This window comes from Cryobacterium sp. 10C3 (assembly GCF_034314285.1).
GTDB classification, from domain to species: domain Bacteria; phylum Actinomycetota; class Actinomycetes; order Actinomycetales; family Microbacteriaceae; genus Cryobacterium; species Cryobacterium glucosi.
Genome location: NZ_JAVIWF010000002.1, coordinates 2749886 through 2763977, shown reverse-complemented (window position 1 = coordinate 2763977; position 14092 = coordinate 2749886). Strand labels below are relative to the sequence as shown.

General features: G+C 69.9%; 18 protein-coding genes and 1 pseudogene. 12 read left to right on the top strand and 7 right to left on the bottom strand.

The window, feature by feature from the left end; genetic code table 11:
• Positions 1-87 precede the first annotated feature (87 nt).
• The 4 genes and pseudogenes from RGU41_RS14025 to panD all read left to right on the top strand — a co-directional run bounded on the left by RGU41_RS14025 (position 88) and on the right by panD (position 2336).
• Complete coding sequence (locus tag RGU41_RS14025) at positions 88-720, top strand: hypothetical protein (RefSeq protein ID WP_322136593.1); 633 nt, start codon at positions 88-90, stop codon at positions 718-720.
• A 93-nt stretch (positions 721-813) separates the two neighbouring features.
• Positions 814-1338 (top strand): annotated as a pseudogene (locus RGU41_RS14020) (FKBP-type peptidyl-prolyl cis-trans isomerase); the annotation flags it as partial.
• Positions 1339-1582: 244 nt separating this feature from the next.
• Positions 1583-1843 (top strand): FKBP-type peptidyl-prolyl cis-trans isomerase, encoded by a 261-nt coding sequence (locus RGU41_RS14015; protein ID WP_322137364.1) that lies wholly within the window; start codon positions 1583-1585, stop codon positions 1841-1843.
• Positions 1844-1925: 82 nt separating this feature from the next.
• A complete protein-coding gene (panD, locus tag RGU41_RS14010) occupies positions 1926-2336 on the top strand; it encodes an aspartate 1-decarboxylase (RefSeq protein WP_322136592.1) in 411 nt (136 codons plus the stop codon).
• Here the strand turns inward: panD and RGU41_RS14005 are convergent.
• A complete protein-coding gene (locus RGU41_RS14005; protein WP_322136591.1) occupies positions 2289-2837 on the bottom strand; it encodes a pyridoxamine 5'-phosphate oxidase family protein in 549 nt (182 codons plus the stop codon). The genes panD and RGU41_RS14005 overlap by 48 nt on opposite strands.
• A 141-nt stretch (positions 2838-2978) precedes the next feature.
• Between RGU41_RS14005 and RGU41_RS14000 the strand changes: the two genes are divergently transcribed.
• Positions 2979-3776: a transglutaminase family protein gene (locus RGU41_RS14000; protein ID WP_322136590.1), complete on the top strand. Its 798-nt coding sequence runs from the start codon at positions 2979-2981 to the stop codon at positions 3774-3776.
• Positions 3777-3981: 205 nt separating this feature from the next.
• Here the strand turns inward: RGU41_RS14000 and RGU41_RS13995 are convergent, their stop codons facing one another.
• The 4 genes from RGU41_RS13995 to RGU41_RS13980 all read right to left on the bottom strand — a co-directional run bounded on the left by RGU41_RS13995 (position 3982) and on the right by RGU41_RS13980 (position 6497).
• Positions 3982-4473 carry a potassium channel family protein gene (locus tag RGU41_RS13995; RefSeq protein WP_322136589.1) on the bottom strand — a complete coding sequence of 164 codons (492 nt, stop codon included), beginning with the start codon at positions 4471-4473 and terminating at the stop codon, positions 3982-3984.
• Between the two features lie 85 nt (positions 4474-4558).
• Entirely contained in the window at positions 4559-5233 is a 675-nt protein-coding gene (locus RGU41_RS13990; RefSeq protein ID WP_322136588.1) for a response regulator transcription factor, read from the bottom strand.
• A complete protein-coding gene (locus RGU41_RS13985) occupies positions 5230-5667 on the bottom strand; it encodes a hypothetical protein (RefSeq protein ID WP_322136587.1) in 438 nt (145 codons plus the stop codon). Before RGU41_RS13985 ends, RGU41_RS13990 begins: the two co-directional genes overlap by 4 nt.
• Entirely contained in the window at positions 5664-6497 is an 834-nt protein-coding gene (locus RGU41_RS13980) for a histidine kinase dimerization/phosphoacceptor domain-containing protein (RefSeq protein ID WP_322136586.1), read from the bottom strand. The genes RGU41_RS13985 and RGU41_RS13980 overlap by 4 nt, the downstream gene beginning before the upstream one ends.
• 203 nt (positions 6498-6700) lie before the next feature.
• Between RGU41_RS13980 and RGU41_RS13975 the strand changes: the two genes are divergently transcribed.
• Both RGU41_RS13975 and RGU41_RS13970 read left to right on the top strand, forming a co-directional pair.
• On the top strand, positions 6701-7399 hold the full coding sequence (locus tag RGU41_RS13975) for an ABC transporter ATP-binding protein (RefSeq protein ID WP_322136585.1): 699 nt from the start codon (positions 6701-6703) through the stop codon (positions 7397-7399).
• Complete coding sequence (locus RGU41_RS13970) at positions 7396-8688, top strand: ABC transporter permease (protein ID WP_322136584.1); 1293 nt, start codon at positions 7396-7398, stop codon at positions 8686-8688. The genes RGU41_RS13975 and RGU41_RS13970 overlap by 4 nt, the downstream gene beginning before the upstream one ends.
• Before the next feature lie 11 nt (positions 8689-8699).
• Here the strand turns inward: RGU41_RS13970 and RGU41_RS13965 are convergent, their stop codons facing one another.
• Positions 8700-9416 carry a TetR/AcrR family transcriptional regulator gene (locus tag RGU41_RS13965; RefSeq protein WP_322136583.1) on the bottom strand — a complete coding sequence of 239 codons (717 nt, stop codon included), beginning with the start codon at positions 9414-9416 and terminating at the stop codon, positions 8700-8702.
• A gap of 69 nt (positions 9417-9485) precedes the next feature.
• On the opposite strand from RGU41_RS13965, the gene RGU41_RS13960 reads away from it, so the two are divergent.
• The 4 genes from RGU41_RS13960 (at position 9486) to RGU41_RS13945 (ending at position 12551) form a co-directional block, all read left to right on the top strand.
• Entirely contained in the window at positions 9486-10502 is a 1017-nt protein-coding gene (locus RGU41_RS13960) for an ATP-binding cassette domain-containing protein (RefSeq protein ID WP_322137363.1), read from the top strand.
• Positions 10499-11329, top strand: coding sequence for an ABC transporter permease (locus tag RGU41_RS13955; protein ID WP_322136582.1), 831 nt, complete (start codon positions 10499-10501; stop codon positions 11327-11329). The genes RGU41_RS13960 and RGU41_RS13955 overlap by 4 nt, the downstream gene beginning before the upstream one ends.
• An 81-nt stretch (positions 11330-11410) precedes the next feature.
• On the top strand, positions 11411-11854 hold the full coding sequence (locus RGU41_RS13950) for a VOC family protein (RefSeq protein WP_322136581.1): 444 nt from the start codon (positions 11411-11413) through the stop codon (positions 11852-11854).
• Entirely contained in the window at positions 11847-12551 is a 705-nt protein-coding gene (locus tag RGU41_RS13945; RefSeq protein ID WP_322136580.1) for a GyrI-like domain-containing protein, read from the top strand. Before RGU41_RS13950 ends, RGU41_RS13945 begins: the two co-directional genes overlap by 8 nt.
• On the opposite strand, the gene RGU41_RS13940 is transcribed toward RGU41_RS13945, so the two are convergent.
• A complete protein-coding gene (locus RGU41_RS13940) occupies positions 12476-13558 on the bottom strand; it encodes a LysR family substrate-binding domain-containing protein (RefSeq protein WP_322136579.1) in 1083 nt (360 codons plus the stop codon). The genes RGU41_RS13945 and RGU41_RS13940 overlap by 76 nt on opposite strands.
• 86 nt (positions 13559-13644) lie before the next feature.
• On the opposite strand from RGU41_RS13940, the gene RGU41_RS13935 reads away from it, so the two are divergent.
• The gene (locus RGU41_RS13935; RefSeq protein WP_134558379.1) at positions 13645-14085 is read left to right on the top strand and encodes a DUF5997 family protein; all 441 of its coding nucleotides are present in this window, start codon (positions 13645-13647) and stop codon (positions 14083-14085) included.
• The last annotated feature ends 7 nt before the right edge of the window (positions 14086-14092 follow it).

Below are 14092 nucleotides of genomic sequence, written 5' to 3'. Positions count from 1 at the left end.
GACGTGAACCTTCCCGTTCGCCTCGATACGCCATAATGCACGGCGGGCGCGCCAATCGGGGCCGCCCGCCGACAAGAAGGTCCACCCGTGCGCAGCTACCCCGCCCTTATCTCCCTCGGAGTCTCCGCCGGTCTCGTCGCGGTCTGCGTTGTGCTCGCGCTCGCCGGATGCAGCCCGGCAGCGACCCGGTCGCCCGCCGCCCCAGCCGGCTGCGCCCAGCCGGGGGCCGCCTCCGACGCCGTGGTCGCGCCGGGGGCCATCGGCAGTGCGCCAGAGGTCACCTTCACCACGCCGCTGACCGCCGCGGACACCGAGCGCACCGTCATGACCGTCGGTACCGGCGTCCCGGTGCAGACCGGCGACTACGTGGAACTCGGCGTCGCGTTCTACAACGGCAGGACCGGGGCTAAGATCGACGCCCGCGGATTCGGGCCAGGCACCTCGGGACTCGACACCGGAGCCCCCGTCGGCGTGAACCTCGACGCACCGAACGGCACACTGCCCGCTATCGTCAAGGGCGTCACCTGCTCGACGGTGGGTTCCCGGGTGGCCGTCGTCGCGAGTCCGGTGGACGCCTGGGGAGCGAAGGAGAACATCGACCTCGACCTCCACGCGGATGACAACGTCGTCATCGTCGTCGACGTGCTGACGGCGGCGGCGACCGCGCCCGTCGCGACCGGTGTCCCCGCGACAGGAGCTCCCGACACCAACGTCGGTTAGCGACTGCCGCCGGGCTTCCGCTTCCGGGTGCCCGCTTCCGCGTGCCGCCGTCGGGCCTCCGCCGGCTGGCCGACTCAGGTTCCTCATAGATGCATGGTCCATACTGGCCGAGGCCCATCATCGAAGAGACCATTCTCGAAAAGAAAGATCAGCGTGCGCAAACTTCCTGCCCTCCTCGCCGTCGCAACCGTCGCGGTGCTCGCCCTCACCGGGTGCAGCGGATCCCCGTCGTCGACGCCGACGGCATCCGCCGCCGCACTGACGTGCACCGACCCCGGCACGAGCTCCGACGCCGTCACCGTCGCCGGTGACGCCGGTGTCGAGCCCACCGTTACCTTCACGGCGCCGCTCGCGGCGACCGCGACCCAGCGCACCGTGATCACCAAGGGCGACGGCGAAGCCGTCAACACCGGTGACGCCGTCGAGATCGCCTACACCGCGTACAACGCAACCTCGGGCGCCAAGCTCAACGCCGGCGGTTACGGCGCCGCAGCCGGCCTGACTGTCACCGTCGCCGAGACCGGCTCCGTCATCCCCGGCATCCTCAAGGGCATCGCGTGCTCCAACATCGGCTCGCGCGTCGCCGTCGTCGTCCCGCCGGCCGACGCGTTCGGTACCACGGGCAACACGGACCTCAAGGTGTCCGCGACCGACAACATCATCTTCGTGATCGACGTCAAGGGCAAGGTTCCCACCCGCGCGAGCGGCACGGACCAGGCCCCGCAGGACGGTTTCCCCACCGTCGTGCTCGCCGACGACGGCGCCCCGACGATCACCGTCCCGAAGAACGACGCGCCGACCGAGCTCAAGACCAGAGGTCCTCAAGAAGGGCGACGGCGCGACCGTCGCCGACGGTGCGACCGTGACCGTGCAGTACGCGGGCGTCGTCTGGGCCACCGGAACCGTCTTCGATCAGAGCTGGGGCAAGGGCGGCCCGGCCACCTTCGCGACGGCCAACGTCGTCCCCGGCTTCGCCCAGGGCCTGATCGGCCAGACTGTCGGCTCGCAGGTCGTCATCGTCATCCCGCCGGCGCTCGGCTACGGCAGCACCGGCAACACGACCGCGGGCATCTCGGCAACGGACACCCTCGTGTTCGTCGTCGACATCCTCGCGACCGCGTGATCGCGTAGCAACGTAACCGCATAACCAGACACCCGCACCAGGCGGCGGCCTTCGGGCCGCCGCCGGAAGGCCCAGTTCCACCATGCAGCGCACGATGTTCAAGTCCAAGATCCACCGCGCCACCGTGACGCAGTCCGACCTGCACTACGTCGGTTCGCTGACGGTCGACGAGGACCTGATGGAGGCAGGCGACCTGCTCGCCGGTGAGCGCGTCAGCATCGTCGACGTGAACAACGGCAGCCGCTTCGAGACCTACCTCATCGCCGGCAAACGCGGCAGCGGGGTCATCGGCCTGAACGGCGCCGCGGCCCGCCTCGGCATGCAGGGCGACCTCATCATCATCATCTCCTACGCGCAGATGAGCGACGAAGAGTCCCGCAGCTACGTGCCCGTCGTCGTGCACGTCGACGCGGACAACCGCATTGTCGCGGTCGACTCGGACCCCTCAGGTGTACATGTCGCTGGACTCAGCCGCCCGCCGCTCACGGCCTGACGTCGAGCGTTCCTCGAATCGGCCGGTCTTCTCGGTCAGCCGGATCCGGTAGATCACCGGGGCCTGACCGGATGCCGCCACCCGGCCCGCCGAGGGCGGCACCGGCTCCGACGCGGTCGTCCTGATCCCGTGGAACGTGCCGTCGGGACCGGAGACCGGCTGCGCCGTCGTCGAGGTCACGTACGGTGCGAGCCGGGCGAGGAGCTTGCGCAGGCCGTCGTCGGCATCCGCGTCATGGAGCTCCTCGAACTCGCCCCAGGCGACGACCGTGCGCCAGTTCGCGAGGTCGTCGAGCTGCTCGACCTCGAAGCAGACGTCGGGGTTGGCCCGCATCATGTCGACCTTGGTGCCGGCGGCACTGTGGGCGTACACGGTGCCATCATCATAGGCGTACGTGATCGGCACGATATAGGTGCGGCCGTCGCTGTGGCAGCCGATCCGGCCGACCACACTGGTCTGCAGGACTGCGTCGATTTCACGATTGTTCAATTCCCCGAGCATGTCCCCAGCATGGACCCGCCTGGCGAGGTGCACCAGCCCGGACCGCGCCGCACGGCGTGTCCTCTCCGGGTCTGCGGCATCGATGCGACGCGCTGGCGAGGGCGGTACCGCGACGCGCCGGGCGCATGCCATCATCGTGGGATGGAACGTAACGCATCCGCTCGCCTCGCTCTCGACGTGCGCGCGCCCGCCCGTTTGATCCTCTCGATCGGCGTCGCCGACGACCCGGCCGTCTCGGTCGTTGAGACCTTCACTGCGGTGCAGGACGGCGCGCCGCTCGAGTCTCGGATCGTGTTCGACCAGCACGGCACCCGGCTGCACGTCGTCGAGGCGGAGGCCGGTTCGGTCGATATCGACTACTCCGTGACCGCGACCGGGCAGACGAGCGACGCCGGCTACTCGGAGATCGACCTCGTGCGTTACCTGCGCCCGAGCCGGTACTGCGAATCCGACCGGCTCTGGGGCACGGCCGCTGCCGAATTCGCCGGGCTCTCCGGCACCGTGCTCATGAACGCGGTGGCCGACTGGGTGGGCGGGAAGCTGCGCTACGAACCGGGGTCGAGCCTGCCGACCGACGGCGCCGTGCGCACCCTGATCGACCGGCAGGGCGTTTGCCGGGACTTCGCCCACCTCGTCGTCGCGCTGCTGCGCGCGCGGGACGTGCCGGCCCGGGTCGTCTCGGTCTACGCGCCCGGGCTCTCGCCGATGGACTTCCACGCGGTCGCCGAGGTCTTCGTCGACGACGCCTGGCACGTCGTGGACGCCACCGGACTCGCCCCACGGCAGACGCTCCTGCGCATCGCGACCGGCCGTGACGCCGCGGACACCGCCTTCCTGACCACGGTCGGCGGCGCGGTATTCCTCCGCGACCTGACCGTGACCGCGACCGTGGACACCCTGCCGCGCGACGACCGGTACTCCCTGGTGCGCCTGCACTGAGCGGATGCCCCCACACGCATCCGCGGCCGCGCCGGTTTTCGCAGGCCGCGCCCAGATGTATCCGCCGCCGCGCCGGTTCCGGCAGCCCGCGCCCAGATGTATCCGCCGCCGCGCCGGTTCCGGCAGCCCGCGCCCGCCGTTTCTGTAGCGGGCTGCGGATTCGGTAGCGGCGGCGGGGCGCGGGGACCTCAATCGGCGCGCCGCATCACTTGTCGGCGCCCTGGTCGCGGGTGAGATCGGCGACGCGGTCGACGACCCACGAAGCAACGGTCGCCGTGACGGCCCCGATGAGGGCGATCCCGCCGAGCATGATGGCGACCGTGACCAGCCGGCCTTCGATCGTCACGGGGGTGAAGTCGCCGTAGCCGACCGTCGCGATCGTGACGAAGGTCCACCAGAGCGCGTTGCCGAACGAGGCGATGTTCGCGCCGGGAGCGCGCCGCTCGGCGTCGAGCACTGAAAGGGAGGCCAGGAACACGAGAAGGACGGTCGCGGGCGTGACGTAGATGCCGACGCGGGACCGCATCGCTGTCCCCGGCGAGCGAGGGAAGGCGGAGAGGCCGGTCACGAGGCGGAGCAGGCGCAACGAACGCAGCACCGGCAGCACGAGCACGAGCAGGTCCCGAACCGATGCCCGAACAATGGCGGAACCAATTCGACGGAGTATTTGGATTTCTGAGACGTGGGCGGTATTCATCAACCGGTTCAGAACCGAAAATCTCCGTCGAATTGGTTCGGGGCCGGTGTCGGGGTGGCGGATGCCGCGGCGCGCGCGACCGGGGTCAGCTGCCGGTGCCCGGCACGAGGAGTCCGCTCTCGTAAGCGATGACGACGAGCTGCGCGCGGTCGTGGGCGTAGAGCTTGGCCATGGTCCGGTTGATGTGGGTCTTCGCGGTCAGCGGCGAGATGAACAGGCGGGCCGCGATCTCCTCGTTCGACTGCCCGCGCGCGACGAGCGTGAGGACCTCCCGCTCCCGATCGGTCAGGTGCGCGAGGCTCGGCGGCACCACGGCTGCGCGCCCGGGCCCGGCCGGCAGCACGTAGCGGCGGATCAGGCTCTGCGTCGCCGTGGGGGAGAGCAGCGCGTCGCCCTGGTGGATCGTGCGGATCGCCCGCATCAGGTCGGCGGCCTCCGTGCCCTTGCCGACGAAGCCGCCGGCCCCTGCCCGAAGGGCCTGCACGACGTATTCGTCCTCTTCGAAGGTCGTCAGGATCAAGATGCGCACGGTCGAGAGCCCCGGATCCGCGCAGATCGCACGGGTCGCTTCGATGCCGTCGAGTACTGGCATGCGGATGTCCATCAGCACGACATCGGGCAGCAGAAGCCGGGACTGTGCGAGCGCTTCGGCCCCGTCAGCGGCTTCGCCGACGACCTCGAGGTCGGGCTCGTGCCTGACCAGTTCGCGCACGGCCGTGCGGATCAGGGTCTGGTCGTCCGCGATCAGGACCCTGATCACGAGGTCGCTCCTGCTGCAGGGTCCGGAACCGAGGTCGGGGCCGAGATGCGAGCAGGGGCCGGCGGCCCGGTGTTCGGGATGTCGGCGGAGGGATCCGCCCCGGCGCTCGATATCGGCAGGCTCACGGCGAGGCGGAAGGTGTCCGGGGGACGCACGCCGAACTCGACCGTGCCGCCGATGGTGCCCGCGCGTTCGGCGACGCCGACGAGGCCGTGGCCGGCCGGGGCATCCGCTGCGGGGTGGAGCACGTGGAACGCGACCGGATTCTCGACCTCGATGTCGACGCTGCCGCTGCCGTAGCTGATGCGGAGCTCTGCGGTGTGGCCAGCGCCGTGCTTGTGCGCATTGGTGAGCGCCTCCTGCACGATCCGGTAGGCGATGGTGTCGACGGGGGCCGACAGCCGGGTGCCCGCGCCGCGCGCACTCACCGTCACGGCGAGGCCGTCGCGGGCGAAGTCGGCCAGGAGCGCGTCGACGCGGCCGAGGCCGATCTCGGCGGCCGGGGGCGGGGGCGGCCGGCAGAGTCGTCCCTGAGCACGGCGAGCAGGGTGCCGATCTCGCGCAGCACCGCCTGCGCGGCCTGGCGGATCGTCGTGAGCGAGTCCTGCGCATCGGCCGGGCGGTCGGGGAGGGCCTGGGCGGCGACCCCGGCGTGCAGGTTGATCACGGCCATCTGGTGGGCGACGGCGTCGTGCAGCTCGCGGGCGATGCGCAGGCGGTCCTCGGCGACCCGGCGCAGCGCCTCGGACTCGCGGGTCTCCTCCGCGTTCCTGGCGCGTTCGGTGATCGCCATGATGTATGCGCGGCGCGACCGCATCGCGTCCCCCGCAGCACCGGCGAAGGCGATGACCGCCGCATACTGCACCACGCGGGCGTCGAGCAGTTCGGCCGTTGTGACGGCGAGGCTCGTGCCGACGAGCGTGGCCGCGGCGATCGCCGTGGCGATGAGCGTCGTGCGCCGGTCGGTGCGGATGGCGACGTTCCAGACCGCGATCGCCGTCGCGAGGGAGAACGCCGGATTGAGCACGCCGAGGGCGCCGGCGAGCACGAACAGGGCGACGCACGCCGCGAGTGCCGGCAGCGGCCAGCGGCGGCGCGGCAGCAGCACGATGACCGCTGCGAGGGCGATCAGCACGCCGGTGGGGCTCGACGCGACTCTGGCGTACTGGCCGGCCGGCACGAACGCGCTTCCCAGAACGGCGAGGCTGACCAGCACGTCGGCGGCCCAGCGCGGCACGTGCGCATGGCTGTACATCGAGGTCATCTTTCAAGGATGCCCCCTGCACCGGGCTGCGGCATCCTCCCGTGGGAGGAGGGGTCGTACCGCGCCCGCGGTACGGCAGGTTGCTGCCGCAGGAGGATGCCCCGCGCGACGGATGCCGCGACGCTGGGACAGTGCCGACTCGCGGCATCCGCCACGCCCGGCCCGGCGCACCCAGAGCGCCACAGCACACGGAGGAAAACACGATGTCCCACCCCATCCTCGCCGCCTACGACCTGAAGAAGTCGTATGGTCGCGGCCAGAACCGATTCGACGCGTTGAAGGGGGTCACCCTGGAGATCTTCGCCGGCGAATCGGTCGCCATCGTCGGGAAGAGCGGCTCGGGCAAGTCCACCCTGATGCACTTGCTCGCCCTGCTCGACAAGCCGAGCACCGGCACCGTGCAGCTCGGCGGCAGCGACACCTCGACCCTGAGGGGCAAGCGCCTCAACGAGACGCGCAACAAGACCTTCGGGTTCGTCTTCCAGCAGTTCTTCCTCACGCCGGGGGCGTCCGTGCTCGAGAACGTCGTGTTGCCGCTCAAGATCGCCGGGGTCGGTTCCCGAGGTCGCAAGCTGCGCGGCCACGCGGCGCTCGAACGCCTCGAGCTCGACGACAAGGCGAGGAGCAAGGCCAACGCACTCTCCGGCGGCCAGAAGCAGCGAGCGGTGATCGCACGCGCCCTGGTCAACGATCCGCGGATCATCTTCGCCGACGAACCCACCGGCAACCTCGACAGTGCCACCGGCACGATCGTCGAGGACATCCTTTTCGGGCTCAACCGCGACCAGGGCATCACGCTGATCATCGTGACCCACGACGAGGACCTCGCCGCCCGCTGCGACCGACGGATCTACATTCGCGACGGCCTCGTCGTCGCCGAGGAAGCCCGGGTCGCAGCATGAGGGCCATCGACGTCGTCGGCTCGGCCATCGGCAACAGCTTCCGCAGCCGCCTCCGCACCACCCTCACCGTGCTCGCGATCTTCATCGGCGCGTTCACGCTCACCATCACAAACGGCCTCGGCACAGGGATCAACGCCTACATCACCGACACCGTCGCATCCATCGGCGCGAACGACGTGCTCACGGTGACGAAGGTGTCGGCGGATGCGACAGCGACCGGCCCGCAGGAATACTCGGCAGACCAGATCACCAGCCGCGCCGCGGCGGGACCGGGCAGCACGACGGTCGCCGCGATCACGTCCACGGACCTCACCACGATCGCCGCCATCGACGGGGTCACCTCCGTCGAGCCGAGCCTCTCGGCCACCCCGGACTACGTGACGACGGGCAGCAGCAAGAAATACCGGCTCGGGCTCGGCAGCTTCGTCACCGGGACGACCCTGCAGCTGTCCGCGGGCGCCCAGCTCGACCCGGCATCGTCAGAGCTGCAGATCGCGCTGCCGGTGTCGTTCGTCGCACCGCTCGGGTTCGCGAGCGACGCGGATGCGATCGGCACCACCGTGCAGATCGGCATCACGTCTGCCGCGGGAACGTCGAGCGTCATCGATGCGACCGTCGTCGGGGTCTCGGAAGCGGGACTCGGAGCGACAGGGAACGCGACCGCCAATGCGGCGCTCACGACCGCGCTCTACGAAGCGCAGAGTGTCGGACGCAGCGCGACCGCGAAGGACAGCTACGCCCAGGCCGTCGTGCACTTCGACGCGAACGCCTCGGCGAGCGAGGTCACCGCGCTCCAGGCCCGCTTCACCGACGCCGGTTTCACCGCCAAGACGGTCGCCGACCAGATCGGCACCTTCAAGTCGGTGATCGATGCGATCGTGCTCGTGCTCAACGCGTTCGCCGTGATCGCCCTGCTCGCCGCGAGCTTCGGCATCGTCAACACGCTCCTGATGAGCGTGCAGGAGCGCACCCGCGAGATCGGCCTGATGAAGGCGATGGGTATGGGCGCCGGCCGGATCTTCGGCCTGTTCAGCATCGAGGCCGCGTTCATCGGCTTCCTCGGCAGCGCGATCGGCGCCGGCATCGCCATGATCGTGGGCACCGTCGTGAGCCGCGCGCTCTCAACCAGGCTGTTCGCCGACCTGCCCGGCCTCCAGCTGATCTCGTTCACTCCGGCGTCGATCATCACGATCATCCTGATCGTGATGGGCATCGCGTTCCTCGCCGGCACCCTGCCGGCCTGGCGCGCCGCGCGGCAGGACCCGATCGGGTCCCTCCGCTACGAGTAGCGCGCTCGCGGCTACAGGCCCTGCTCGACCATGGTGACGACGCGGCCGATGAGCGCCTCTGTCGCGGCGGCGGGCAGGGCGCGGAGCGGGCCGTCGAGCAGGAGCGAGGCGAGGCCGTGCACCGCAGACCAGGCCAGGAACTCGGCGCCCGGTCGGCGCTCGGCGGGGAGAACCCCGGTGGTCACGAGGTCGTCGAGCGCCTCGCCGAGCAGTTGGAACGGGGTCAGCCCGCGCGCACCGGCCCGTGCAGCGCTCGTCGCGCTCTCGAGGTCGGACGAGGCTGTGAACGCGGTGCGGAAAAGCCCCGGTTCGGCCAGGGCGAAACGCAGGTAACCGGTGCCGACGGCGCGGAACCGGAGCCGGGCCGTCGCCGCGGTGAGGGCCGGGGCCGGCGCCGGAGCGGCATCCGCCTGGGCGATTGCGGGCGCGGCGGATGCCGCGGGCGGGGCTGGGAGCGCCGCCTGCCCGTCCTCGATCGCGCGGGCGACGCCGGACTGGCACTCCGAGCAGACCGCCTCGAGGAGCGCACTCCGGTCGGCGAAGTGACGGTAGGCGGCGTTCGGGGTGACCCCGGCACGGCGAGTCGCCTCGCGGAGCACGACGGCGGACGGGCCGCCGGACCGGGCGAGCTCGAGGCCGGCGTCGATCAGGGCACGCCTCAGGTCGCCGTGTCGGTAGGTCGTGCGACCATGGCCTTCGGTGGCTGAATCGGTGTTCGTGGTTGTCAAAGTGAGGCCGCCTCGTTACGCTGGATCCACAATGTGTACAACGTCCACAATACCGCGGGGATGAACACGATGACGATCATCGAGGCCACGGGCCTGACCAAGACCTACCGCTCCAAGAGCGGGCCGGTGCATGCGCTCGCCGGGCTCGACCTCTCGGTGCCGCGGGGCAGCGTCAAGGCCCTGCTCGGTCCGAACGGCGCAGGCAAGACCACCGTCGTGAAGATGCTCACGACGCTGATCCGGCCGGACTCCGGAACAGCGTTCGTCGACGGCATCGACGTCGTCGCCGACCCGAAGGCCGTGCGCCGGATCATCGGGGTGTCCGGCCAGTACTCGGCCGTCGACGAGAACCTGACCGGCTTCGAGAACCTCGAGATGGTCGGCCGGCTCTACCACCTCGGTGCGAGCGAGTCCCGGCGTCGCGCCCAGGAACTCATCGATCTCTTCGAGCTCACCGCGGCAGGCAACCGACCGGTCAAGGGGTTCTCCGGCGGCATGCGCCGGCGGATCGACCTCGCGGGCGCGCTCGTGATCAACCCCAAGGTGCTCTTCCTCGACGAGCCGACCACCGGGCTCGACCCGCGTAGTCGCATCGCGCTCTGGAACGTGATCAAGCGGCTCGTCGCCGACGGCACGACCGTGCTGCTCACGACCCAGTACCTCGAGGAGGCCGACCAGCTCGCCGACGACATCGTCGTGGTCGACGACGGCCGGGTCATCGCCGAGGGCACCTCCGATCAGCTCAAGGCGCAGATCGGCGGCCACCGCCTCGAAGTCGCGCTCGTCGACGCCGGCGCCGGCGCGAGCGAGGCGGCTCGCGGCATCCTCGCCCGCTTCGGCGACGGCGAACCGAGCGTCACGAGCGACGGCCGCGGCCTCGAGGTCGCGGTGACCGACGGCCCGCGCGCGCTGCAGCTCGTGCTCGCGGCACTCGGGGACGCCGGCATCGAGCTGCACGACGCCGGCATGCGCCGTCCGACGCTCGACGACGTGTTCCTCAAGCTCACCGGGCACAAGGCCGACAAGGCGCATGGCGCAGCGGATGACGACGCCCTCGACTCGAAGGAGGCGGTGAAGACCCGATGAGCGCGATTTCCACGACCCTGCCGAGCTGGAACCCGTTCTCGCTCTGGTACTCCGACGGCTGGACCGTCACCAAGCGCAACCTCATCAAGATCAAGCGCTCCCCGGACATGCTCGTCTTCGCCGTGATCCAGCCGGTCATGTTCGTGTTGCTCTTCAGCCAGGTCTACGGCGGGGCGATTCAGGTGCAGGGCACCGACTACACCCAGTTCCTGATGGCGGGCATCTTCGCCCAGACCGTCGTGTTCGGGTCGACGTTCTCCGGTTCTGCGATGGCGCTCGACCTCAAGGAGGGCATCATCGACCGGTTCCGCAGCCTGCCGATGAGCTCGTCCGCGGTGCTGATCGGCCGCACGAACAGCGACCTCGTGCTCAACACCATCTCGATGGTCATCATGATGGCCACCGGCCTCGCCGTCGGCTGGCGGGTGAACTCCTCGCCGGCCGAGTTCCTGGCCGGCGTCGGGCTGTTGCTCCTGTTCAGCTACGCGTTCAGCTGGCTGATGGCGCTGCTCGGAATGAGCGTGAAGAGCCCCGAGGTGATCAATAACGCCTCGTTCCTCATCCTGTTCCCGCTCACCTTCGTCTCGAACGCCTTCGTGCCGAGCGACACCCTGCCGACCCCGCTGCGGATCTTCGCGGAGTGGAACCCGGTCTCCTCGCTCGTGCAGGCGGCACGGCAGCTCTTCGGCAACGAGGGCACCGCGCCCGTGCCCGACATCTGGACCATGCAGCACCCGATCCAGACGGTGCTGATCGGCATCACCGTCATGCTCGTCGTGTTCGTGCCGCTCTGCATCCGCAAGTTCGCGTCGATCAGTTCGCGGTAACGTGACACGACCGGCGTGATCCAGCGACTCACCTGTTCCACCGACTAACCTGTTCCATCCGTTCGAGCAAGGGAGTTCGACATGACTGACTCAGAGACCGGAACGGCGACAACCGACCGGGGCATCGGCATCCTCGACGTGTTCAGCGGTTTCGCTGTCCCCGACATCGAGGCCGCCCGCGCCTTCTACGGCGGCACGCTCGGACTCGAGGTGACCGACGGCGGGATGGGACTGCTGCGCATCGAGTTGCCCGGCGGGGCGCACGTGATCGTCTATCCGAAGGCCGACCACGCGCCGGCGACGTACACGATGCTCAACCTTGCTGTCGGCAACATCGACGCCGCCGTCGACACGCTCATGGCCCGCGGGGTGGTCTTCGAACGGTACGAGGGCTCGCCCCAGGACGAGAAGGGCATCATGCGCGGGTACGGACCGACGATTGCCTGGTTCACTGACCCGGCCGGCAACATCCTCTCGGTGCTCGAAGATTCGGTGCTGGAGGAGTCGGCACAGCCCGATGAGTGACGAGGTACCGTTCACGACCGACCGGCGCACCGGTCAGTTGCGTGCGCCGCGGAACACCGCACCGCGGGTGACGGGACCGTACGACGTGAAGCGGGAGGACAAGCCCCTGTATGCGCCGACGAACCGCGACTGGGAGCTGATCGAGGTTCCCGTGCAACGGTTCATCGCGGTCGACGGACGCGGCGACCCGAACGTCGCGCCCGCATACACCGAGGCCGTCGAGGCGCTTTATGCCGTTGCGTACGCGATCAAGTTCGCGGCCAAGCGCGGCCTCGGGCGTGACCTCGTCGTCGCCCCGCTCGAAGGACTCTGGTACGCCGATGACCCGGCCGGCTATGCCGCGTTCGCGGCCGGCGACAAGGCCTCCTGGAGCTGGACGATGCTGATCAGCCAGCCCGAGTGGGTGACGGATGCCGCAATCGACGAGGCCGTGACGGCGACCAGGGCGAAGAAGAAGCTTCCGGCCCTCGCGAGCGTGCGCATCGAGTCCCTCGACGAGGGCCTCTGCGCTCAGCTGCTGCACGTCGGACCCTACGAAGACGAGGGGCCGGCACTCGCGCGGCTGCACGGGGAGTTCCTGGCCCAGCATGGTCTGCGCCCGAACGGGCTGCACCACGAGGTCTACCTCGGCGACCCGCGGCGAAGCGCCCCGGACAAGCTCAAGACCGTCCTCCGGCAGCCGGTCGCGCCCGCCTGAGCCCGACATCCGCTGCGCTGCCGAGATCGCGCGCCAGTTGCGCCGCTTCGCGCCAGCCGCGTCGGTCCGCGCGCCAGTTGCGCCGCTTCGCGCCACGCGTGCCTGGCGCGAAGCGGCGCAGTTGGCGCGCGAAGAACCAATCGCGGCGGATGCGATGGCCGCGCGCGGCATCCGCTGCCGCTGCCGCTGCCGCTGCCGGCGCGGGCTGCGCGGCTCAGCGGCCGGTGCGCTTGCCGAGCTTGAGGTTCGCGGTGCTGCGGGTGCGGCCGGGCGCGGACTGGGTCTTCTTGGCCACGGCGGGCTTTGCCTTCGCGGCGGCGACGCGCAACGCCTTCGCGTCGGCCTTGGCCTTGTCGGTCTTCTTCTCCTTCTTGACCTTCTCGCCGCCGGCAGGCAACAGAGTCGACCCGGGAACTCGCCTTCGTGCGGCCGCGCACGATGCCGATGAATTCTTCGATGTCCTCGGTCGTCTCTGCGGCGAGCCAGGCGAGGGAGACCTGGCTCTCGGCGACGTCCTCGACGGGTCGGGAGACGAGGTCCTTGCGGCTGTGCAGCCGGGCGATCGAATGCGGCACGATCACGATGCCGACGCCCGCGGCGACGAGCTCCATGGTCTCGTCCATGTCGCGCACGGCGGCGAGCGGGCGGCGGATGCCCTCGCGCACCTCGGTCGCGACGTCGCGCCACTCGGGAACGGCGTCGGGGTCCTGCAGCAGGTGCTCGTCGGCGAGGTCGGCGACGAGGAGACTGTCCGCGTCGGCGATGAAGTGGTCCTTCGCGGCGACGACGACCGGGATTTCCCGGTAGAGCGCGATCAGGCTCAGGTCGTGTTCGTCGATCGGGAGGCGCACGATGCTGACCTGGGCGCGGCCGTCGCGGAGGACGGCAGACTGCTCGTCCGGCGTGGTGCGGAAGACCTCGAGGGGCTGGTCGGGGCGCCGTTCTGCCCAGGCGCGGGTCCACTTGGTCGGCGTGACGCCGGCGGCGAAGGCGATGGAAAAGGTCACCGGCATCCTCTCTTTTGTGGCGCGCGGGGCGGCGCACCGTTATGAACCGCCGAAGCGGTGGTGCTCTCAGGCTATACGCTGGACTGATGAGCGAGAAGAAGACCCAGACCATGAAGCCCGCAACGGCGGCCCAGAAACTCGGGATTCTGCTCGAGGCAGCCCCCGAGGAGTTCCAGAACACCCTGATCTCGCGCACCGAGCTCACCGAACTCGACACGAACCCGCCGGAGTGGCTCGCCCTGCTGCGCGCCAATGGCCCGCACCCCAAGCAGGTCGTCGCCGCGAAACTCGGCGTCTCGATCTCCGGGCTCGCGCGCGGCAAGGTCACCGAGCCGCTCACGAGCGCCGAGATCCTCGCGTTGCTGCAGCAGCCGCCGGCGTGGCTCGTCACCGAGCGCGCTACCCAGTTCGAGGTGCGTGAGGAGCAGATCCGCGTCAAGGACCGCGACGCCGAGCGCGCACGCAAGGCCGCGCACGCCGCCCGGTTTGCCGCCCAGAACGAGAAAGCCGCCGCGAAGAAGCGCTAACCCTCAC

Excerpts from the sequence above, each read along its gene's own strand:
- RGU41_RS14005 (WP_322136591.1), bottom strand. The coding sequence starts at position 2,837 with ATGCTCGGGGAATTGAACAATCGTGAAATCGACGCAGTCCTGCAGACC.
- RGU41_RS13960 (WP_322137363.1), top strand. The coding sequence starts at position 9,486 with ATGACGATCATCGAGGCCACGGGCCTGACCAAGACCTACCGCTCCAAG.
- RGU41_RS13995 (WP_322136589.1), bottom strand. The coding sequence starts at position 4,473 with ATGAATACCGCCCACGTCTCAGAAATCCAAATACTCCGTCGAATTGGT.
- RGU41_RS13980 (WP_322136586.1), bottom strand. The coding sequence starts at position 6,497 with ATGACCTCGATGTACAGCCATGCGCACGTGCCGCGCTGGGCCGCCGAC.
- RGU41_RS13950 (WP_322136581.1), top strand. The coding sequence starts at position 11,411 with ATGACTGACTCAGAGACCGGAACGGCGACAACCGACCGGGGCATCGGC.
- RGU41_RS13945 (WP_322136580.1), top strand. The coding sequence starts at position 11,847 with ATGAGTGACGAGGTACCGTTCACGACCGACCGGCGCACCGGTCAGTTG.
- RGU41_RS13955 (WP_322136582.1), top strand. The coding sequence starts at position 10,499 with ATGAGCGCGATTTCCACGACCCTGCCGAGCTGGAACCCGTTCTCGCTC.
- panD (WP_322136592.1), top strand. The coding sequence starts at position 1,926 with ATGCAGCGCACGATGTTCAAGTCCAAGATCCACCGCGCCACCGTGACG.
- RGU41_RS13970 (WP_322136584.1), top strand. The coding sequence starts at position 7,396 with ATGAGGGCCATCGACGTCGTCGGCTCGGCCATCGGCAACAGCTTCCGC.
- RGU41_RS14000 (WP_322136590.1), top strand. The coding sequence starts at position 2,979 with ATGGAACGTAACGCATCCGCTCGCCTCGCTCTCGACGTGCGCGCGCCC.
- RGU41_RS13975 (WP_322136585.1), top strand. The coding sequence starts at position 6,701 with ATGTCCCACCCCATCCTCGCCGCCTACGACCTGAAGAAGTCGTATGGT.
- RGU41_RS13935 (WP_134558379.1), top strand. The coding sequence starts at position 13,645 with ATGAGCGAGAAGAAGACCCAGACCATGAAGCCCGCAACGGCGGCCCAG.